This is a genomic window from Micromonospora chalcea (genome assembly GCF_002926165.1).
GTDB classification, from domain to species: Bacteria; Actinomycetota; Actinomycetes; order Mycobacteriales; family Micromonosporaceae; genus Micromonospora; species Micromonospora chalcea.
The window spans coordinates 14,881-36,445 of sequence record NZ_MAGP01000143.1 but is presented as its reverse complement, the minus strand read 5'-3'; the positions used below and the strand labels follow the sequence as shown (position 1 = coordinate 36,445).

General features: G+C 71.9%; 16 protein-coding genes and 2 tRNA genes. 14 read left to right on the top strand and 4 right to left on the bottom strand.

All coding sequences use genetic code 11. From position 1 onward, the window contains the following. From BAW75_RS24185 to BAW75_RS24150, 8 genes are all read left to right on the top strand, one after another. The gene (locus tag BAW75_RS24185) at positions 1-606 is read left to right on the top strand and encodes an EboA domain-containing protein (protein WP_104115027.1); all 606 of its coding nucleotides are present in this window, start codon (positions 1-3) and stop codon (positions 604-606) included. Position 607: 1 nt separating this feature from the next. Further along, positions 608-1,459, top strand: coding sequence for a TatD family hydrolase (locus tag BAW75_RS24180; protein WP_104115026.1), 852 nt, complete (start codon positions 608-610; stop codon positions 1,457-1,459). After that, positions 1,459-2,646, top strand: coding sequence for a metabolite traffic protein EboE (gene eboE, locus BAW75_RS24175; RefSeq protein ID WP_104115025.1), 1,188 nt, complete (start codon positions 1,459-1,461; stop codon positions 2,644-2,646). The genes BAW75_RS24180 and eboE overlap by 1 nt, the downstream gene beginning before the upstream one ends. After that, positions 2,643-4,037: an alkaline phosphatase family protein gene (locus BAW75_RS24170; protein WP_104115024.1), complete on the top strand. Its 1,395-nt coding sequence runs from the start codon at positions 2,643-2,645 to the stop codon at positions 4,035-4,037. The genes eboE and BAW75_RS24170 overlap by 4 nt, the downstream gene beginning before the upstream one ends. Beyond that, positions 4,034-5,101, top strand: coding sequence for a polyprenyl synthetase family protein (locus tag BAW75_RS24165; protein ID WP_104115023.1), 1,068 nt, complete (start codon positions 4,034-4,036; stop codon positions 5,099-5,101). Before BAW75_RS24170 ends, BAW75_RS24165 begins: the two co-directional genes overlap by 4 nt. 223 nt (positions 5,102-5,324) lie before the next feature. Further along, positions 5,325-8,159, top strand: a complete 2,835-nt coding sequence (locus tag BAW75_RS24160) for an RICIN domain-containing protein (RefSeq protein ID WP_104115022.1) — start codon at positions 5,325-5,327, stop codon at positions 8,157-8,159. 20 nt (positions 8,160-8,179) lie between these two features. Continuing rightward, complete coding sequence (locus BAW75_RS24155) at positions 8,180-10,276, top strand: ThuA domain-containing protein (protein ID WP_104115021.1); 2,097 nt, start codon at positions 8,180-8,182, stop codon at positions 10,274-10,276. 174 nt (positions 10,277-10,450) lie between these two features. Continuing rightward, complete coding sequence (locus tag BAW75_RS24150) at positions 10,451-11,458, top strand: sugar phosphate isomerase/epimerase family protein (protein WP_043329109.1); 1,008 nt, start codon at positions 10,451-10,453, stop codon at positions 11,456-11,458. A 115-nt stretch (positions 11,459-11,573) separates the two neighbouring features. On the opposite strand, the gene BAW75_RS24145 is transcribed toward BAW75_RS24150, so the two are convergent. Further along, positions 11,574-12,758, bottom strand: a complete 1,185-nt coding sequence (locus BAW75_RS24145) for an ROK family transcriptional regulator (protein WP_104115020.1) — start codon at positions 12,756-12,758, stop codon at positions 11,574-11,576. A 96-nt stretch (positions 12,759-12,854) separates the two neighbouring features. Continuing rightward, entirely contained in the window at positions 12,855-13,250 is a 396-nt protein-coding gene (locus BAW75_RS24140) for a hypothetical protein (RefSeq protein WP_104115019.1), read from the bottom strand. A 268-nt stretch (positions 13,251-13,518) separates the two neighbouring features. On the opposite strand from BAW75_RS24140, the gene BAW75_RS24135 reads away from it, so the two are divergent. The 4 genes from BAW75_RS24135 (at position 13,519) to BAW75_RS24120 (ending at position 17,331) form a co-directional block, all read left to right on the top strand. After that, positions 13,519-13,591, top strand: a tRNA-Asn gene (locus tag BAW75_RS24135). Positions 13,592-13,765: 174 nt separating this feature from the next. Beyond that, positions 13,766-15,901, top strand: coding sequence for an MMPL family transporter (locus BAW75_RS24130; RefSeq protein ID WP_104115049.1), 2,136 nt, complete (start codon positions 13,766-13,768; stop codon positions 15,899-15,901). After that, complete coding sequence (locus BAW75_RS24125) at positions 15,894-17,129, top strand: FAD-dependent oxidoreductase (RefSeq protein WP_104115018.1); 1,236 nt, start codon at positions 15,894-15,896, stop codon at positions 17,127-17,129. The genes BAW75_RS24130 and BAW75_RS24125 overlap by 8 nt, the downstream gene beginning before the upstream one ends. 125 nt (positions 17,130-17,254) lie before the next feature. Beyond that, positions 17,255-17,331, top strand: a tRNA-Ile gene (locus tag BAW75_RS24120). 302 nt (positions 17,332-17,633) lie between these two features. Here BAW75_RS24120 and BAW75_RS24115 read toward each other — a convergent pair. After that, positions 17,634-18,173: an ATP-binding protein gene (locus tag BAW75_RS24115; RefSeq protein WP_069088881.1), complete on the bottom strand. Its 540-nt coding sequence runs from the start codon at positions 18,171-18,173 to the stop codon at positions 17,634-17,636. A 593-nt stretch (positions 18,174-18,766) separates the two neighbouring features. Here BAW75_RS24115 and BAW75_RS24110 point away from each other — a divergent pair. Next, positions 18,767-19,108, top strand: coding sequence for a hypothetical protein (locus BAW75_RS24110; protein WP_244206252.1), 342 nt, complete (start codon positions 18,767-18,769; stop codon positions 19,106-19,108). 226 nt (positions 19,109-19,334) lie between these two features. Here BAW75_RS24110 and BAW75_RS24105 read toward each other — a convergent pair whose 3' ends face one another. Then, on the bottom strand, positions 19,335-20,042 hold the full coding sequence (locus tag BAW75_RS24105; RefSeq protein WP_104115051.1) for a DUF899 family protein: 708 nt from the start codon (positions 20,040-20,042) through the stop codon (positions 19,335-19,337). Between the two features lie 137 nt (positions 20,043-20,179). On the opposite strand from BAW75_RS24105, the gene BAW75_RS24100 reads away from it, so the two are divergent. After that, positions 20,180-21,100, top strand: coding sequence for an RNA polymerase subunit sigma-70 (locus BAW75_RS24100; RefSeq protein WP_104115016.1), 921 nt, complete (start codon positions 20,180-20,182; stop codon positions 21,098-21,100). The last annotated feature ends 465 nt before the right edge of the window (positions 21,101-21,565 follow it).

Here is a 21,565-nt window from a genome sequence, read left to right as displayed (position 1 = left end):
ATGACACCCGACCGACTGCGCGCCGCGCTTCGGGGCGTACCCGATCCGCAGTGGCTGGACGCGGCGCTGCGCCGCGTCGCGACCGAACCCACGGCGATCGAACGGTTCTTCGTCACCGCCGCCCGGCGGTGCGGTCGCGGGCCGCTGCCCGACCCGCCCGGCTGGACGGCCGACGAGGCGGCCCGCGCGCTGCTGCTGGCCACGCTGCCGAACGGCCACGCCGCCGCGGCCGAGACGCTCTACCGGCAGGGCGACGCCGCCGAGAAACGCGCCGTGCTGCGCGCGCTGCCGCTGCTGCCCATCGGCGCGGAGTGCGTGCCGCTGCTGCACGACGCGATCCGCACAAACGACACCCGGCTGGTCGCCGCCGCGCTCGGCCCGTACGCCCGGCACCTGGAGCAGCCGGCCTGGCGGCAGGCGGTGCTCAAGTGCGTGTTCACCGGCGTGCCCCTGGCGGTCGTCGACGACCTGCCGGAGCGGGCCGACGGCGAGCTGGCCCGGATGCTCGCCGCGTACGCCGCCGAGCGGCACGCCGCCGGCCGGACCATGCCCGACGACGCGGCCGACCTGCTGCGCCGGCTGACCATCCCCACCCCGGAGGCGTGACATGCGCATCTTCGACCCGCACATCCACATGACGTCCCGCACCACCGACGACTACGAGCGGATGGCCGCCGCCGGGGTCCGCGCGCTGGTCGAGCCGGCGTTCTGGCTGGGCCAGCCGCGCACCAGCGTGGACAGCTTCGTGGACTACTTCGACTCGCTGATCGGCTGGGAGCCGTTCCGGGCCGGGCAGTTCGGCATCCGGCACCACGCCACAGTGGCGCTCAACCCGAAGGAGGCGAACGACCCGCGCTGCCGCCCGGTGCTCGACCTGCTGCCCCGCTACCTGGACAAGGACGGCGTGGTGGCCGTCGGCGAGATCGGCTACGACGCGATGACGCCGGCCGAGGACGCCGCGCTGGCCGGGCAGCTCGCCCTGGCCGTCGCGTACGACCTGCCCGCGCTGGTGCACACGCCGCACCGGGACAAGGCACGCGGCGTACGGCGCACGCTCGACGTGGTCGCCGAGTCGGACATCGCGCCGGAACGGGTGCTCGTCGACCACCTCAACGAGGTGACTGTGGGGCTGGTCCGGGACACCGGCTGCTGGCTGGGCTTCTCCATCTACCCGGAGACGAAGATGTCGCCGCCGCGCATGGTCGAGCTGCTGAAGCGGTACGGGACCGAGCGGATGCTGGTCAACTCGGCCGCCGACTGGGGGCGGTCGGACCCGCTGCTGACCCGGGCCACCGGGGAGGCGATGCAGCTGGCCGGGTTCAGCGCCGACGACGTGGACCGGGTGCTGTGGCGCAACCCGGTCGAGTTCTACGGCCAGTCCGGCCGGCTCGACCTGACCGCCCTGGAGGCGAGCGACCCCACCTTCGCCGGCAACTCGATACTGCGCGGAGGCGAATGATGCGGCTGCGCCACGCCGACGGCACGACCGTCCATCTCGGCTACTGCACGAACGTCCACCCGGCCGAGGACCTGCCCGGCATCGTCGCCCAGCTCGACACGTACGCGGTAGCGGTGCGCCGGGCGCTCGACGCCGACCTGCTCGGGCTCGGGCTCTGGCTGGCCGCGCCGGTGGCCGCCGCGCTCGCCGCCGACCCGGCGGCCCGCCGCCGGCTGCGTCACGAGCTGACGGTACGGGGCCTGGAGGTGGTCACGCTCAACGGCTTCCCGTACGCCGCGTTCCAGGCTCCGGTGGTCAAGGGCGCGGTGTACCACCCGGACTGGACCACGCCGCAGCGCTCGGCGTACACGCTGGACCTGGCCCGGGTGCTGGCCGACCTGCTGCCAGACGACGCGGTCCACGGGTCGGTCTCGACGCTGCCGCTGGCCTGGCGTACACCGTGGGACACCGCGCGCGCCGCGACTGCCCGGCGCCGGCTCGACGCGCTGGCCGACGGGCTGGCCGCGGTGCAGCGGGAGACCGGCCGGGTGATCCGGGTCGGCTTCGAGCCGGAACCCGGCTGCCTGGTGGAGTCGACGGGACAAGCACGCGAGGTATTCTCAGCCATGGATACCGACCGGCTCGGGATCTGCCTGGACCTCGCACACCTGGCGTGCGCCTGGGAGCAGCCGGCGGATGCCCTGGCCGGGCTGCGTGCCGCCGGTCTCCCCGTGGTGAAGGTCCAGGTGTCCGCCGCCGTCGAGGCGCCCGATCCGGTCGGGGCGGGCGCGGCGTTGCGCCGCTTCGTCGAGCCGAGGTTCCTGCACCAGACCCGCGCGGCCGGTTGCGCCGGCGCCACCGATCCGGCCGATCCGGCGTACGCGGCCGACGACCTCGACGCCGCGCTCGACGCGGGGCTGCCCGGTGCCTGGCGGGTGCACTACCACGTGCCGCTGCACGCCCCGCCCGAGCCGCCGCTGCGCTCCACGGTGCCGGTGCTGCGGGAGGCGCTCGCCGCGCTGTTCGCCGGTCCGGCCGCCGGCTGCGACCACCTCGACGTCGAGACGTACACCTGGGGGGTGCTGCCGGAGGCGCGGCGGCCGCGCGGCGACGCGGAGCTGGCCGCCGGCATCGCCGCCGAGCTGGCCTTCGCCCGCGACGAGCTGACCGCGCTCGGGCTGGCGCCGACGGCGGTGATGTCCTCGTGAGCCGGCGGCTGGTGGTGCTCGACGTGGTCGGGCTGACCCCGCGGCTGCTGGCGCACATGCCCCGGCTGCGCGCGGTGGCCGACGCCGGGTTCGCCGCCGAGCTGGGCACCGTGCTGCCGGCGGTGACCTGCTCGGCGCAGTCCACGTTCCTCACCGGCGAGCTGCCCGCCGGGCACGGCGTGGTGGGCAACGGCTGGTACTTCCGCGACCTGGGCGAGGTGCTGCTCTGGCGGCAGCACAACGCGCTGGTCGGCGGCGAGAAGGTGTGGCAGGCGGCCCGGCGCGTCGAGCCGGGCTACCGGGTCGCGAACGTCTGCTGGTGGTACGCGATGGGCGCGGACGTGGACTGGACGGTCACGCCGCGCCCGGTCTACCACGCCGACGGGCGCAAGGAGCCGGACTGCTGGACCGACCCGCCGCGGCTGCGGGACACGCTCACCGACGCGCTCGGCACGTTCCCGCTGTTCAGCTACTGGGGGCCGGGCGCGGGGCTGCCGTCCTCGGCGTGGATCAGCCGGGCGGCGCAGCGCATCCTCGCCGACCACGCACCCGACCTGACCCTTGTCTACCTGCCGCATCTCGACTACGACCTGCAACGGTTCGGTCCGTCCGGGCCGGAGGCCGCCGCCGCGGCGGCGGAGCTGGACACCGTGCTCGGCCCGCTGCTGGACGCGGCCCGTGATCGGGACGCTACTGTGGTGGCGTTGTCCGAGTACGCCATCACCGACGTGTCCCGCCCGGTGGACGTGAACCGGTTGCTGCGCGCCGAAGGATTGCTGCGGGTCTACACCCAGGCCGGGATGGAATACCTCGACCCGTGGACGTCACGGGCGTTCGCGGTGGCCGACCACCAGGTGGCGCACGTCTACGTCCGGGATCCGGCGGACGTGCCGGCGGTGGCGAAGCTCTGCGCGGCGCTGCCCGGCGTGGCCGAGGTGCTGGACGCCGCCGGGCAGGCCGGGTACGGCCTGGACCATCCCCGCTCGGGCGAGTTGGTGCTGGTGGCCGAGCCGGACTCCTGGTTCACCTACTACTACTGGCTGGACGACGCGCGGGCACCCGACTTCGCGCGGCTGGTGGAGATCCACCGTAAGCCGGGCTACGACCCGGCCGAGCTGTTCTTCGATCCGGCCGCTCCGGGCGCGGCGAAACGTCGTGCGGCGGTGGCGCTGGCGCGCAAGAAGCTCGGCCTGCGCTATCTGATGAACGTGGTCGGGCTGGACGCCGGGGCGCGGGCGGTGCGTGGTTCGCACGGGCGCCTGCCGGCCGATCCGGCGGACGGCCCGGTGCTGCTCTGCTCCGACCCGGCCGCGATCCGGCCCCGGGTGGAGGCGACCGATGTGAAGGCGTTGTTGCTGGAACTCGCCGGATTGGCCTGGGAGGCACCATGACCGTGACCGTCGCACCGACCGACCCGGCCCTGCTTCGGGGCCGTTTCGACGCCGAGCTCGCCGCGTTCCTGGACGCGAGAGGGCCGGGTCGGCCGGACGACGGTACGGGGACTGTTCACTCCGCTTTGCGCCGGTTCGTGCTGGCCGGCGGGAAGCGGCTGCGACCGCTGTTCTGCTACTGGGGCTGGCGGGGCTTCGACGGCCCGGACGAGCGGCCGATCGTGGTGGCCGCGGCGTCGCTGGAGCTGTTCCACGCGTTCGCGCTGATCCACGACGACATCGTGGACCGCAGTGACCGCCGCCGGGGAGCGCCCACGCTGCACCGCTTCTTCGCCGACCTGCACGAGCGGTCCGGCTGGCGCGGCGACCCGGCGGCGTACGGCCGGCAGGCGGCGGTGCTCTGCGGGGACCTCTGCGCCACCTGGTCGGCGCAGATGTTCCACGGCTGCGGGTTGCCGCCCGAGCGGCTGCGCGGCGGGCAGGTCCTGCTGGCCCGGATGCGTTCCGAGGTGATCGCGGGGGAGTACCTGGACGTGGTCGCGGCGGCCGGGGACGGTTCGGTGGCGAGCGCGCTCGCCGTGGTGCGGCTGAAGACGGCCCGTTACACGGTGACCCGTCCGGTGCAGATCGGCGCCGCGCTGGCCGGCGCGACGCCGGCGCCGGTGGCGGCGCTGGCCGGGTTCGGCGATCCGCTCGGGGACGCGTTCCAGCTCCGCGACGACGTCCTCGGCGTCTTCGGCGATCCGGCGGTGACCGGCAAGTCCAACCTGGACGACCTGCGCGAGGGCAAGCCGACGGTGCTGCTGGCGCTGGCCCGGGCGTCCGCCTCCCCGGCCGGCGTGGCCCGGCTGCGCGAGCTGGTCGGCGATCCGGCGCTGGATCAGGCGGGCGCCGCCGAGGTGCGGGGCATCGTCGAGGAGTCCGGCGCCCGGGAGGCGGTGGAGAGGATGATCCGTACCCGGGCCGACGCGGCGCTTGTCGCGCTGGACGCGGCGGGGCTCGCGGAGCCGGCCCGGCGGGTGCTCGCCGCGCTCGTGGAACGGGCTGTCGACCGCCGCGAGTGACACCAACTTTTGTCGCGTAGCGCCGAAAGTGTAAGCCGATCGATCAGAAGCTATGGACAGGCTGATCGAAAGGTTTTAATGTCGTGCACAGTACCTAGCTGACCCGACGAGGCGATCCGCCCCCCGTACCGCCCGCCTCGCCGAGGCGCAGCATCCCCCGCTCGGCATCCGGCGCGACGCGCGCCCGGTCCTGGCTGCGCGCGTCAGGAAGGGACAGCACAGCATGTCCAGCCACCACCACCCCCGTGCCCGACGACCGTTCGCCGCTGCCGCAGCGCTGCTGCTCGCCGCCACCGCCGGCACCGTCACAGCGGCCGCGGCGCCCGTCCCGGCGTCCGCCCACCCGATCACGGCGAGCGACTTCCAGCAGGTCGAACTCGCCCGCGGCGTCGCCGAGACCGGCGAACCGATGTCCCTGGCGGTGCTGCCCGACCGGTCGGTCCTGCACACCGCCCGCAACGGCACGCTGCGCCGCACCGACGCGGCCGGCGTCACCACAGTCATCGGCACGCTGCCGGTCTACACCCACGACGAGGAGGGGCTGCAGGGCGTCGGTGTCGACCCCGGCTTCGCCTCCAACCGGCACATCTACCTCTACTACGCGCCGCCGCTGTCCACCCCCGCCGGCGACGCGCCCGCCACCGGCACCGACTTCTCCGCCTGGCAGGGCGTCAACCGGCTGTCCCGGTTCACGCTCAACGCCGACTTCACGCTCAACCAGGCCAGCAAGGTCGACGTGCTCGACGTACCGGCCGACCGGGGGCTGTGCTGCCACGTCGGCGGTGACATCGACTTCGACGCCGCCGGCAACCTCTACCTGTCCACCGGCGACGACACCAACCCGTTCGACTCGGCCGGATACGCGCCGATCGATGAGCGCACCAACCGCAACCCCGGGTACGACGCGCAGCGCAGCGCCGGCAACACCAACGACCTGCGGGGCAAGATCCTGCGGATCAAGGTGAACGCCAACGGCACGTACTCGATCCCGGCCGGCAACCTCTTCGCGCCCGGCACCGCGCGGACCCGCCCGGAGATCTACGCGATGGGCTTCCGCAACCCGTTCCGGATCAGCGTCGACAAGGCCACCGGCATCGTCTACGTGGGCGACTACGGGCCGGACGCCGGCACCACCACCGCCCGCGGCCCGTCCGGGCAGGTCGAGTTCAACCGGGTCACCGGGCCGGGCAACTACGGCTGGCCGTACTGCACCGGCACCAACACGGCCGCCGAGACGTACGCCGAATGGGACTTCGCCACCGGCGCCGCCGGACCGAAGTTCAACTGCACGGGCGGCCCGACGAACAACTCGTTCCGCAACACCGGCCTGACCACGCTGCCGGCGGCGAAGCCGTCCTGGATCCGCTACGCCGGTGACGCGGGCAGCCCGCCCGAGTTCGGCGGCGGCTCCGAGTCGCCGATGGGCGGTCCGGTCTACCGGTACGACGCGGCGAACCCGTCCACCACCAAGTTCCCGCAGTCGTTCGACGGGCAGTTCTTCGCCACCGAGTTCGGCCGGGGCTGGATCAAGCCGATCCACGTCAACGCGGACGGCTCACCCGGCACCATCGACAGCTTCCCGTGGACCGGCAAGCAGGTGATGGACTCCGCGTTCGGCCCGGACGGGGCGTACTACGTGCTCGACTACGGCACCGGCTACTTCAACGGCGACGCCAACTCGGCGCTCTACCGCTTCGACTACCTGGGCGGCGCCAACCGCGCCCCGGTGGCCCGCGCCGCCGCCGACCGGACCTCCGGCGCCGCGCCGCTCGCGGTGGCCTTCTCCTCGGCCGGCTCGTCCGACCCGGAGGGCGGCGCGCTGACGTACGCCTGGACGTTCGGCGACGGCGGCACCTCCACCGCGGCGAACCCCTCGCACACCTACACCGCCAACGGCAGGTACACCGCCACGCTCACCGTGCGCGACCCGCAGGGCGCCACCGGCACCGCCAGCGTGACGATCACCGTCGGCAACACCGCCCCGACAGTGGTCATCGAGACACCCGGCAACGGCAAGCTGTTCTCCTTCGGCGACACCGTGCCGTTCCGGATCACCGTCACCGACCCGGAGGACGCCACCATCGACTGCACGAAGGTCAAGATGACCTACGTGCTCGGCCACGACCAGCACGGCCACCAGATCACCTCGGCGACCGGCTGCACCGGCTCGATCGCCGTACCCGTCGACGGTGAGCACGACGACGCGGCGAACATCTTCGCGGTCTTCGACGCCGAGTACACCGACTCCGGCGGCCTCACCACGCACACCCAGCACACGCTCCAGCCCCGGCACCGGCAGGCCGAGCACTTCAGGACCTCGTCCGGGATCAATACGTTCGACAAGGCCACCGCCGAGGGCGGCAAGACCGTCGGCGACATCCACAACGGAGACTGGATCGCGTTCCAGCCGTACCTGCTCGCCGACGCCACCGGGTTCACCGCCCGGGTGTCGTCCGCCGGGGCCGGCGGCACGCTCCAGGTACGGGCCGGCTCGGCCACCGGCGCCGTGCTCGGCTCGGCCACCGTCCCGGTCACCGGCGCCTGGGACACGTTCACCACAGTCACCGGCACGATCGCCAATCCGCCGGCCGGCACCACCACGCTCTACCTGACGTTCGCCGGTGGCACCGGGGCGCTCTACGACCTGGACGCGTTCACGCTCACCACGTCGGCCGTGCGCACCGGCCCGGTGAAGGGCCTGGCCGGCAAGTGCCTGGACGTGCGCAACGCCGCCACCGCCGACGGCACCCAGATCCAGCTCTACACCTGCAACGGCACGACGGCGCAGTCGTGGACCGTGACGCCGAACGCCACGGTGAAGGCGCTCGGCAAGTGCCTGGACGTGTCCGGCGGGGCCAGCGCGGACGGCACGAAGATCCAGCTCTACGCGTGCAACGGCACCGGCGCGCAGAACTGGTCCGCGCAGGCCGACGGGACGCTGCGCAACCCGCAGTCGGGCAAGTGCCTGGACGTGTCCGGCAACAACTCGGCCGACGGCACGGCGGTGCACCTGTGGACCTGCACGGGTGCGGCCAACCAGAAGTGGACGCTGCCGTGAGGTGGGAAGGAAGAACGCCGATGAGACTCCTCCGTATCGCGCTGGTCGCGGTGACCGCCGTGGCCGCCACCAGCGCCGCCGCCCCGGCGAGCGCCGCCGACGGCCCCTACGACGTGCTCGTCTTCTCCAAGACCGCCGGCTTCCGCCACGACTCCATCGCGGTCGGCACGCAGGCCGTGCGGGAGCTTGGCGCGGCGAACAACTTCACGGTCACCGCGACCGAGGACGCCGCCCAGTTCACCACCGCCAACCTGGCCCGTTTCGAGGCGGTGATCTTCCTCAACACCACCGGGGACGTCCTGAACGCCACCCAGCAGTCGGCGTTCGAGGCGTACATCGGCGCCGGGGGCGGGTACGTCGGCGTGCACTCCGCCGCCGACACCGAGTACGACTGGCCGTTCTACGGCAACCTCGTCGGCGCGTGGTTCGCGTCCCACCCGGCCATCCAGCCGGCCACTGTCAAGGTGGAGGACCGGGCGCACGCGGCCACCGCGCACCTGCCGCAGCAGTGGAACCGCACCGACGAGTGGTACGACTACCGCTCCAACGCCCGCTCCACCGCGCACGTGCTGGCCAGTCTCGACGAGTCCTCGTACTCAGGAGGCTCGATGGGCGGCGACCACCCGCACGCCTGGTGCAAGACGTACAGCGGTGGCCGGTCCTTCTACACCGGCGGCGGCCACACCCAGGCCTCCTACGCCGACGCGGCGTTCCGCAACCACCTGCTCGGCGGCATCCGCTACGCGGCCGGGCGCACGAAGGCCGACTGCCGGCCGGAGACCGGCTACACCACGCTCTACAACGGCGGCACCACCGGCTGGTCGCAGGCCGGGCCGGGCAGCTTCACCAACACCGACGCCACGCTCACCTCGGTCGGCGGCATGGGCCTGTACTGGTACAGCGCGAAGCAGTTCACCAACTACTCGCTCAAGCTGGACTGGCGGCTGGCCGGTGACGACAACTCGGGCGTGTTCGTCGGCTTCCCGCCGTCGAGCGACCCGAACTCGGCGGTGGACAACGGCTACGAGATCCAGATCGACCCCACCGACGCCGCCGACCGGACCACCGGCGCGATCTACGGCTTCAAGTCCGCCGACCTGGCGGCCCGGGACGCGGCGCTGAACCCGGCGGGGGAGTGGAACACCTACGAGATCCTGGTCGAAGGGGAACGGCTGCAGGTGTTCCTCAACGGCGTACGCATCAACGACTTCACAAACACCGATCCGGTGCGGTCGCTCGCCGGGCACGTCGGCATCCAGAACCACGGCACCGGCGACGACGTGTCGTTCCGCAACATCCGGATCAAGGAGCTGGGCGGGACGCCGCCACCGACCGGCAACACCACCGTCCAGGCCGAGGCGTTCGGTTCGGCCAGCGGCGTCAGCGCGTACCCCAAGGCCGGCGCCAACGGCGGCCAGACCCTGGGGTACGTGGACCCGGGCGACTGGGCCGCGTACCCGGGGCTGGACCTGACCGGTGTGACGTCGCTGCGCGCCCGGGTGGTCTCCGGCGGCCCCGGCGGCACGCTCCAAGTGCGGACCGGTTCGCCGACCGGGCCGGCGACCGGCCAGGTGGCGGTGCCGAACACCGGGAGCTGGACCACGTTCGCCGACGTGTCCACCGCGCTCACCGGCGTGCCGTCCGGTACGCAGACCGTGCACCTGACGTTCGCCGGCAGCGGCACCGGCCTGTTCGACGTGGACGACTTCACGCTGGTCCGCGGCACCGCAAGCGGCGGCACCGGCCCGATCAAGGGGCTGGCCGGCAAGTGCCTGGACGTGCGGAACGCCTCGTCGGCCGACGGCACCCAGATCCAGCTCTACACCTGCAACGGCTCGACGGCGCAGACGTGGACGGTGACGCCGAACGGGCCGGTGAAGGCGCTGGGCAAGTGCCTGGACGTCTCCGGCGGCGGCAACGCGAACGGCACGAAGATCCAGTTGTGGTCGTGCAACGGCACCGGCGCGCAGAACTGGTCGGCGCAGGCGGACGGGACGCTGCGCAACCCGTCGTCGGGCAAGTGCCTGGACGTGTCCGGCAACAACTCGGCCGACGGCACGGCGGTGCACCTGTGGACGTGCACGGGCGCGGCGAACCAGCGCTGGACCCTGCCCTGAGGTAGGCCATAGAGTGGAGGCGGCGACCGCGAGGTGGCCGGTGACCCGGCGGGAGGCGCAACCCGCCCGGGAGGCAGACGCTCCGGCGTCCACCGGTGCCCTCAGGCCGCCGCCTCCGGTCGTCCTCGCCCCGGTCCGCGACGGAATCCCCCATCACCACAGGGGAGAAGGACAATGGCGCGACCCATCACGCTCTTCACCGGCCAGTGGGCCGACCTTCCGTTCGACGAGGTCTGCCGGCTCGCCGCCGAGTGGGGCTACGACGGACTGGAGATCGCCTGCTGGGGCGACCACTTCGAGGTGGACAAGGCGCTCGCCGACGACTCGTACGTCGAGCGCAAGCGGGCCACCCTGGCCAAGCACAACCTTCAGGTGTTCGCCATCTCCAACCACCTGGTCGGGCAGGCCGTCTGCGACCACCCGATCGACGAGCGGCACCAGGACATCCTGCCGGCCCGGATCTGGGGCGACGGCGAGCCGGAAGGGGTGCGGCAGCGGGCCGCCGAGGAGATCAAGGACACCGCGCGGGCGGCGGCGAAACTCGGCGTACGCACCGTCGTCGGCTTCACCGGCTCGTCCATCTGGCACACGGTGGCCATGTTCCCGCCGGTGCCACCGGCCATGATCGAGCGCGGCTACCAGGACTTCGCCGACAGGTGGAACCCGATCCTGGACGTGTTCGACGAGGTGGGCGTGCGGTTCGCGCACGAGGTGCACCCCAGCGAGATCGCGTACGACTACTGGACCACCAAGCGCACGCTGGAGGCGATCGGGCACCGGGAGGCGTTCGGGCTCAACTGGGACCCGTCGCACTTCGTCTGGCAGGAGCTGGACCCGGTGAACTTCATCTTCGACTTCGCCGACCGGATCTACCACGTCGACTGCAAGGACGCGAAGGTCCGTACCGGGGACGGGCGGCGTGGCCGGCTCTCCTCCCACCTGCCCTGGGCCGACCTGCGGCGCGGCTGGGACTTCGTCTCCACCGGCCACGGTGACGTGCCGTGGGAGGACTGCTTCCGGGCGCTGAACGCGATCGGCTACGACGGCCCGATCTCGGTCGAGTGGGAGGACGCCGGCATGGACCGCCTGGTCGGCGCGCCGGAGGCGCTCCAGTTCGTCCGCCGCCTGGCGTTCGACGCCCCGAGCGCCGCCTTCGACGCCGCCTTCAGCAGCCGCGACTGACCCTCCTCCTGCGCTCGCGATCTTGCACTTGCGGCCCACGTGATGCCGCTTATGCCCGTTTCGGGAGGGCCGCAAGTGCAAGATCGACGGGGTGAGGTGAGGGCGGGGGCGGGGGTCAGCGGGCGGCGTAGGTCTGGGTGCTGACCAGGTGGGCCGCGCCGATCAGGGCGGCGGTGTCGCCGAGGTCGGACAGGACGATCGGCAGGCTGCCGGTGGCCAGCGGCGTGGAGCGCCGGTAGACCACGCCCCGGATCTCGGCGAGCAGGACCGGCCCGATCCCGGCCGGCGCGCCCCCGATGATGACGATGGCCGGGTTGACGAAGCTGACCAGCCCGACCAGCACCTGCCCGAGCCGGCGGGCGGCGTCGCGGACGATGGTCTGCGCCGCCGGGTCGCCCTCGGTGGCCGCCGCCGCCACGTCGGCCACCGCCAGCGTCCCGGCCGCGGCCAGCCGGTCCGCGAGCACCGTCGAGCGCCCGGCCCGCGCGGCCGTCACCGCCTCCCGCCCCAGCGCGGCATCCCCGCAGTACGCCTCGACGCACCCGTTGTTGCCGCAGCCGCAGAGCGGTCCGTCCTCGCTGAGCTGGAGGTGGCCGATGTCGCCGGCCCCGCTGGCCGCGCCCCGGTAGAGCGAACCGGCGAGCACCAGCCCGCAGCCGACCGCGTCGCCCAGCTTGACGGCGAGGAAGTCGTCGAACGGGCGGCCGGTGCCGGCGTGCCGTTCACCGAGGGCCATCGCGTTGGCGTCGTTGTCGACCTGCACCGGGCAGCCCAGCTCGGCGGCGAGCGTGTCGCGTACCGGGAAGCGGTGCCAGCCGGGCAGGGCCGGCGGGGAGACCGGCGTGCCGTCGCGGACCTCGACCGGCGCGGGCAGCGCGACACCGACGCCGGTCAGCGACGTCAGCCCCGCCTCGACGCGAAGCTTGCCGAGCAGCTCGACCATGCGTCCGACCACCACGTCCGGGCCGAGCCGGACGTCCACCGGCTCGTCGTGCCGGGCCAGCGGGTTCAGCTCGCCGTCGGTGAGCGCGACCCGCAGCGTGCCGCCGCCGACGAGCACCGCGCCGAACCGGACCTGCGCGCCGATGCGCAGCAGCGACGACCGTCGCCCGCCCCGCGAGGCAGCCGGGCCGGCGCTCTCCACCAGGCCCAGCGCGGTCAACCGGTCCACCTCGGCGGCGAACCGGGCCCGCGGCAGGCCGAGGAGGTCGGTCAGCTCGACCCGGGACCGCGGGCCGTCGTCGCGCAGCAGGCGCAGCAGCCGCGCCTGATCCGCCGTTTCCGGTCCGACCATCGGCATGTGGTCACCTCCCCACGGAGAATGTGCCACATCGGCGCCCGAGCACACGGGAGCGGGCCGGTCACCCGGAGGTGACCGGCCCGCTGTCCGCTTGCGTCAGAGCGTGTTGCCGGTGGACGGCTTGGTGCTCGTGCCGGTCGTGCTCGAGCCGGACGCGCTGGTCGAACTGGTCGAGCCCGTGCCGTTGGCGCTGCGGCTGCCGACCGCGGCCGGCGTGCCCGCGAACGGCTTGTCGGCCTCGGTCATGCCCGGCTTGCCACCGTTGCCGGTGGCGAGCTTCTCACCCAGCTTGGTCTGCCCCAGCTTGTCCTTGCCCTCGGAGTAGAGGCGGGTCGCCTGGGCCTGCGCGACGTCGGCCGCCTCCTGGACGGTCGGGTGGTCGAGCACCTTGCGCCCCCGGACCACCAGCTCCTCGTACTTCTCCCGGCCGGCACGGGCGCCCAGGACGAATCCCGCAGCCAGCCCGCCAAGAAACATGATCTTTCCGCGCATGGCGGCTCCTTCCGTACCTGACGCTCTTGCCGATTTCCGCCGGCTCGGCGGAACGACCATCTTGCGCCTGCGTTCTCTGTCGACGGCTAACTACCCATCCTGCTCTCCGCTCATGCCTCCCTGTGCCGAGATGACGATTTGTCCGTAATCCTGGCGCGTCCGCCGGTCCGGTCCTCCTCCGGTAACCCCCTGGCGCACAACCCCCCGATGTCCTGTACTCTTGTCCCCGTCGCACGGAGCGGAGAGATCCGATCCGAGCGGTGCACGGTCCCCTGTAGCTCAATTGGCAGAGCAGCCGGCTGTTAACCGGCAGGTTATTGGTTCGAGTCCAATCGGGGGAGCTTCGCTCCACGTCACGCCCGTCGGCCCTGCCGGCGGGCGTTTCCCGTTCCGGCCCCTCGCGTGTCCCGGCTGCCCGGTTTCCGCCCGCGAGTCGTCAGTCGCCCGGCAGGATGGTCGGCGTCGACCTAGACTCCCGCTGCGTCGATTGTTGCGTCGATTCGAGGACGGTGGAGATGGCCGCAGGACGCAGCCGCTGGACCGCGACGCTGATCGCGGTAGCCGTGGTGCTCGGCTGGCTGATCATCGGCGGCGTCGCCGGGCCGTACTCGGGCAAGCTCGGCGAGGTCTCCACCAACGACAACGCCTCCTTCCTACCGGCCGACGCCGAGGCCACCCGCGCGCAGGATCTGGCCGCCGGATTCGTCGACCGGGAGACCACGCCGGCGCTCGTGGTCTACGAACGCGCCGGCGGCCTCACCCCGGCCGACCAGCAACGGATCCAGGCCGACGCGGCCCGCTTCGCCGACGTACCGGGCGTGGTCGGCCCGCTGCCGCCACCGGTCGTCAGCCAGGACCGGCAGGCCGCCCAGGTGATCGTGCCGATCGACAGCGGCGAGGGCGAACAGATCCGCGCGGTGGTGGAACGCCTGCGCGACATCGCCGGCCCGGACCGCGACGGGCTCACCGTCGACGTCGCCGGACCCGCCGGGCTGCTCGGCGACCTGATCGAGGTGTTCGGCGCGATCGACGGCCCGCTGCTGCTCGTCACCCTCACCGTGGTCCTGGTCATCCTCCTCGTCGTCTACCGCAGCCCGGTGCTGTGGATCTTCCCGCTGCTGGCCGCCGGGATGTCGTACTCGCTGGCGGCCGTCTTCGTCTACCTGCTCGCCGACCACGACATCGTCAAGCTCAACGGGCAGGCACAGGGCATCCTCACCGTGCTCGTGTTCGGCGCCGGCACCGACTACGCGCTGCTGCTCATCGCCCGCTACCGGGAGGAACTGCACCGGCACGAGCGGCCCTGGGACGCGATGAAGACCGCCTGGAAGGGCGCCGCGCCGGCCATCGTCGCCTCCGGCGCCACAGTCATCGTCAGCCTGCTCTGCCTGCTGCTGTCCAGTCTCAACTCCAACCGGGCGCTCGGCCCGGTGAGCGCCGTCGGCATCGCCGCCACGCTGCTGGTGATGCTCACGTTCCTGCCCGCGCTGCTGGTCCTCGGCGGGAGATGGGCGTTCTGGCCCCGGCGGCCCCGGCACGACGAGGCCGACCCGCGCGCCGAGCACGGCATCTGGGCGCGGATCGCCGGCTTCGTGGCGCGCCGCTCCCGTACGGTCTGGGTCGTCACCGCCGTGGCGCTCGCCGTGCTCGCGATCGGGGTGACCCGGCTCGGCGCCACCACGCTCGGCCAGTCCCAGCTGTTCACCCAGCGCACCGACTCGGTGGCCGGGCAGGAGGTCATCGACAGGCACTTCCCGGCCGGCACCGGCAGCCCCGCCACCATCTTCACCACCCAGGACACCGCGCGGCAGGTCGCCCAGGTGGCGCAGGGCGTACCGGGAGTCGCCTCGGTGCTGCCGCTCGGCCAGCGCGGCGAGAACGCGCCGCCCGACCCGAACGCGCCCCCCAAGGTGGTCGACGGGCGGGTGCAGCTCAACGTCACGCTCGCCGACGCGCCGGACAGCAACGGCGCCGAGCGGACCATCCGCGACCTGCGCGAGGCGGTGCCCGCCGTGCCCGGCGCGGACGCCGTGGTCGGCGGTTTCACCGCGATCAACGTGGACACCGCCGACGCCTCCGTCCGCGACCGCAACGTGATCATCCCGGTGGTGCTGCTGGTCATCGCGGTCATCCTGGCCGTGCTGCTGCGCGCCCTGGTCGCCCCCGTGCTGCTGATCGCCACGGTGGTGCTGTCGTTCCTGGCCACGCTCGGCCTCTGCGCGCTGCTGTTCAAGTACGTGTTCGACTTCCCCGGCGTCGACCAGTCGTTCCCGCTGTTCGCGTTCGTCTTCCTGGTCGCGCTCGGCATCGACTACAACATCTTCCTGATGAGCCGGGTCCGGGAGGAATCGGTACGCCGCGGCACCCGCGCCGGTGTGCTCGTCGGCCTGGCCGTCACCGGCGGCGTGATCACCTCCGCCGGCATCGTGCTCGCCGCCACGTTCTCCGCGCTCGCCGTACTGCCGCTCGTCGTGCTCGTCGAGCTGGGCGTGGCCGTCGCCGTCGGCGTCCTGCTCGACACCATAGTGGTCCGCTCGCTGCTGGTGCCCGCGCTCGCGTACGACATCGGGCCGAAGGTCTGGTGGCCAGGCCGGTTGTCGCGGTCGCACCGCGAGGGCGACCGGGCCGGCGCGGGGGTGGACCGTGCCTGACACCGACGTGGTGGTCGCCGGCGGCGGCCTGGCCGGTCTCGCCACCACCCGGCGGCTGCACCGGGCCGGCGTGCCCTGGCGGCTGCTGGAGGCGAGCGACCGGCTCGGCGGGCGGGTCGCCACCGACCGCGTCGACGGGTTCCTGCTGGACCGCGGCTTCCAGGTGCTGAACACCGCGTACCCACGGCTGGCCGGCCTGGTCGACGTCGGCGCCCTCGAGATGGGCTGGTTCACGCCCGGCGTCCTGGTGCGCCGCGGCGACCGCCTGGAACGCCTCGTCAACCCGCTGCGCGAACCCGCCGGCGCGCCCGCCACGCTCACCGCCGGCATCGGGACACTGACCGACCGGCTGCGCTTCGGCGCGCTCGCCGCCGGCTACGCGACGCTGCCGGTCGGGCGGCTGCTCAACACACCCGAGACCAGCGCCGAGAAGGCGCTGCGCCGGGCCGGGCTCTCCGACGCGATCATCGAGGAACTGCTCCGGCCGTTCCTGTCCGGCGTGCTGCTCGACCGCGAGCTGGCCACCTCCAGCCACGTCCTCGCGGTCATCATGCGCTCCTTCGCCCGGGGCCGCATCGGCCTGCCCGCGGACGGCATGGCGGCGCTGCCCCGGGCGCTCGCCGCGCCGCTGCCCGCCGAGCTGATCGACCTGAACACCCCGGTCACCGAGGTCGCGCCCGGCCGCGTCCGCACCCCGTCCGGCGAGATCACCTGCCGCGCCGTCGTGGTCGCGGCCGACCCGCCGGCGGCGGCCACGCTGCTGCCCGGGCTGCCGAGGGTACGCATGCACGCCTACACCACCTACTACCACCGCACCGAGACGGCGCCACTGGACGAGCCGATCCTGCTGCTCGACGGCGACCGGCGGGAAACGATCGCCAACACGGTGGTGGTGAGCCGGGCCGCGCCCACGTACGCCCCGGATGGCCAGCACCTGGTCGCCACCTCGGTGGTCGGCCCGCAGACCCCACCCGAACCGGTGATCCGCCGCGAACTGGACCGCCTCTACGGCCGCTCCACCGCCGACTGGACCCACCTCACCACCATCACCGTGCCGGACGCGCTGCCCGCCGCCCCGCCGCCGCAGGGCCGCCTGCGCAAGCCGGTCGCGCTCGGCGACGGCCTGTACGTGGCCGGGGACCACCGGGACAGCCCGTCCATCCAGGGCGCGCTCGCCAGCGGCTGGCGCACGGTCGGCGCCGTCATCGCCGATCTCCGGCGCGCGTAGAGCCGTTGGCCGGTGGGTTGCGCGTTGTTATCCTCGCGTAGCCCATCGTGCTGTCGCGGTACTCTTTCCGCCCGGCCGGTGGTGGTCCGCGAAACGATCGGCGGGTTACGATCCGGCGCGGTGACGGGGCGGTAGCTCAGCCGGTTAGAGCAGGGGACTCATAATCCCTCGGTCGCGGGTTCGAACCCCGCCCGCCCCACCAAGCCGTTTCTCCAGCTCAGCCATGGTGCCGACGGCTCGGGTGCACTGCGTCGAGGTCATGGCCGCCTTCACATTGGCCCCTCCGCCACCGCGACACTGGCCGCCGTTGTGCCGCAGCTCGTGCGGCGTCCGGTTCGCAAGCTCGATCGACGCCGAAGCCCGGTCGAAGACCCGGCGACGGAAGTTGTTGTTACGCAACACCTCGCCCGTTGGGGATGTGAACACCAGCTCGTCACCGGGGCACATCAGTGGGCGTCGGGACGTGCGGTCTGCCGATGGGTGGTTGGTTCGGAATCCTTGGTGTCAGGGGACCGACGGAGGCCAGCGATGCCTGCGCCAGTCCTCCCACGTCGCGAATTCTGCCGGCGGGCAGTCGACGGGTTCACTGCCGTCGAGTTCTCCTTCGGTCGGGATGCTGATGAGGGCAGCCCACCTGTCGAGTTCCTCGTCGGACATGTGCCACGTCGTGTGCGGCTCTTCGGCTTGGCGTTGGTCGAGTCGTCTCCGTTGCTCGGCCGGTGGGAGTTCGAAGTAGCGCATCTCCACCGCCGCGCCGAGGTCGGCAGCTGCCTGCCGTAGCGCGGAGCGCTCATCTCGACCCCAGAGGCCGAAGTCGATGACGACGTTGATGCCGAGATTGAGGGCGCGCAGCCCAATCTCGATGAGCCGTCCTTCGATCACGTCCGAGGCCGACGGCGGGTTCGCGAGGCCGTACAGGGCCTTTACCCACTCGTCCTTCGTGAGGCGAAGAGCCTGCTCCTCGACTTCTATGCGCCGCGCTTCTGTGGTCTTCCCGGTGCCTGGCAGTCCTACCGTCAGGAACAGAGTCGGTCGTGTTGTCATCGTTTCCCCATCTGAACGGTCGCGCCATCATCGCTGACGCTCGCTCATGCCGCGACCAGCGCGTAGGTGTCGCCGATCAGTTGGCGGACGGGTGTCGCGCATCAGCCGACGGAAGACAAGAGTTCTACACCGCGAACTGCCGAATTGGCCTCTTTAAGATCAAGGCGGCCTGCTGGCGGCGCAAGCGCCGGCATCGGCCGGGCCGGCCGGCCACGCTGACGGGGCCTACCAAGGGCTTGAAGGGCTGTGAGGCGGGACGATCGGCGTAGGCGTCGCTCCCAGTTGAGGTTGGGGCGATCGGCTGCCGCGCAGCGGAACTGCTTGCCCCCGGCCTCTCGTAGGTCGCCGAATGCGGTTTGACGACGATGAGGGCCAGGGCGTGAACCGTCCCCGGGTGCCCGATCCTCTACGCCACCCGCCCGGCGTCAAGGGCGCTGCGCGTCGGTATGCCGATGGCCTACAGCCATCCTTGACCCCCACCGGGCACCGCAGTTCTTGGCACCTATCCGGGGGACGGGGGCAGACTGGCGGCTATCCGTCGAGGATCTGGACGGTCTGCGACGGCATCTTGATCCAGAGGGGCAGCCTTGGATGTGAACCGCGACGAATCAACGGTGACCGTCCCACTTGACCGGGCGATCGAGGTAGCTCGCTTCCTTGAGTGCCTCACCCGCTCGATTGACCGGATCGGTTCAAGGATGGCAGGCGGCCATGCAGACGCCGGGACCGTCGACCGCTTCATCGACGAGTGGCTGATCGGCCCTCAAGCGTCTCGGGCGCGAAGGGTCCTATGGGATGCCATCAGTCAGGTGATCGGTGAGGAGGCGGTGGAGGGAATCGCTGAAGCAGTGCCCAGATTCCCGGACGCCTCACCTGATGAGGTGGGACGGCTTCGACAGGAGCTGTCGGCGTGGCAGAAGGCGCTCGATGGGTAGCCGCCTCTTGCGGGACGAGAGGCTTGCGGGCAGTTCGCACCCAGTCCGCAAGAGGCCGACCGCCGCTGGGGGAGTGGTGAGAGATATCGAGAGGTGTTTCCGCTGGTGAGAGCCCATTCAGGCAGGTCGGTGGGTCGCCCATCTTGATCTCATGATTCCCTCGGTGGCGGGGTCGAACCCCGCCCGCCCCACCAGCCGTTTTCCCAGCTCAACTACGATCAGGACGTCATCGCGGTGCAACGCCGGGGCGCGACCATTGCGCGGTGGGGCGGCCGTCGAGACGCCACGGGTGCCCGGTGACCCGCGGCCAGCCTTCAGGCGAGTTCTCCCAGTTCTCCTGCCGGCCGTACACCGTGAGATCCAGAGCGTGGTAGGTGGTCATCAACGCCTCCACGCCCCGCCCGGTGGTCCAGTAGGTCTCGTAGACCTTGTCGCCGTCGCGCAGGTAGCACGCGATGAACCCGAAGTGACGACCGTCGGCCAGAGCCGGGTCGGAGTCCTTCGCCGAATACCAGGGGAACCTGTAGCCCATGAACTCCGCGAACGGGGCGCTTTCGTCGTAGGGACCCTCGCAGAAGACGGCGTAGGTGACGTCCCGAGCATGCAGGTAGTCCAGCGTCTGCATGTGACAGGTCGAGAAGGTGCACCCCTCACACTGATGCTCGTACGGATTGCCGTCGTGCCACATATGGAAGTAGGCGATGAGCATCCGGCGGCCCTCGAACACCTCCACCAGCGGGGTGTCGCCGCCAGGGCCCCGCACCGTCACCGTCGGCATCAAGGTCATCGGTAGCTGACGACGAGCGGCTGCGATCGCGTCTCCTTCGCGGGTGTGGGCCTTCTCCCGTACGAGCAGTTCGTCGCGCTTGCGCAGCCAGGTCTCCCGGTCGACGACCGGGGGCGCGGCGGCGCTGGACGCGGGGGTTGCCGTCATGGCTGTCTCCTTCGTGGAGTGGGGATCGGTCACAGGTACAGACGACCGAGTCGGCGAGTGTCATCGGTGACCGATGACGGATGCGGTCCGCGGTCGTCAGTACGGTTGTGAGCACCACTCAGCCCCGGGGAAATCACATGCCCGACTCGTCTGACGAGCAGGCGATCTGGCTGCGGCGCGCCTTCGACGAGCACCGGCGTGAGCTACACGTCCACTGCTACCGCCTCGCCGGGAACGTCACCGACGCGGACGACCTGGTGCAGGAGACCTTCCTGCGTGCCTGGCGGGCTCGCGACCGCTTCGAGGGCCGGGCGTCGGCGCGTACCTGGTTGTACCGGATCGCCACGAACGTCTTCCTCGACAGCCGCAAGGCGGCCGGTCGACGGGCGGTGCCGTACGGTGATCCGCTGGAGTGGTCCACCGAGCTCGGTCCCTATCCCGACGCCCTGCTGGCCGACGACGCGCAGGCCGGTCTCGCCGCTCGGGAGACCGTCGAGCTGGCCGTGATCGCGGCGCTCATGTACCTGCCGCCGCGGCAGCGGGCGGCCTTCGTGCTGCGCGACGTCCACGGCTGGACGCCGCAGGAGATCGCCGTCGCGCTCGACACCGCCGTAGCGGCCGTCAACAGCCTCCTCCAGCGGGCCCGCCACACCCTTCGGGGACGCGCTCCGTCGGACCCGAAGGACTGGCGCCGCCCGCAGCTCACCAGTGAGGACGAAGAGATCCTGCGCCGCTACGCCGACGCGAAGGACCCGGAGACGATACGGGAACTGCTCGCCGAGGACGTACGGATCACGATGCCGCCCGAGCCGCCGGTCGTCGGGATCGACACGGCCGCGGAGTTCCTCGGCCGACCGCTCGACTGGCGTACGTTCCCCACCTCGGCCAACGGGCGCCCGGCACTGATCAACTATCTCCGCCGGCCCGGCAGCCGGCACTACGAGGCGTTGGTCGTCGACGTACTCCGGATCGAGAACGGGAAGATCGCAGAGAGCAACGCCTTCATCGGTGCCCGTCACGTCGCCGCCTTCGGCATGCCCACCACGCTCGAGCCCTAGACAAGTAAGCTTCAAGCTCAGGATTCCTACGAACTCGGCGGCGTGGTTCCGTCGCAGGGGACACCGACACCTAGTTGTACGTGCGCCGTCTGCCCCCGCGACGTGATGGTGAGCGGTAGGCAGGCCGGCCGCGCAACCCAGGTGCCGCCGACGAAGGCCAGCCACTGAGGTCGGTCATCGACAGGTGCGCAGGCGCGCACGTGGGCGCTCACGGCCGGCACCACTGACGAGCCCCATCCGAGACGCGCCTTGTCCTCCCAGCCGGCTGCCACCCGAAGGTCGACCACTGCGCCGCCGCGTACGACCAAGCCCCATTTGGCGAACAGTCGGGCTGCCGGGTCCGGTTGCCCCGATTCCGCTACTTGAAGCACCGGCCGGGCAGGTACCGCGACGTCCTCTCCCACGAGCCGATAACCCGCCGGCGGTTCCGTGATCGTATCGACCGATTTGGTGCACGACTCCTGC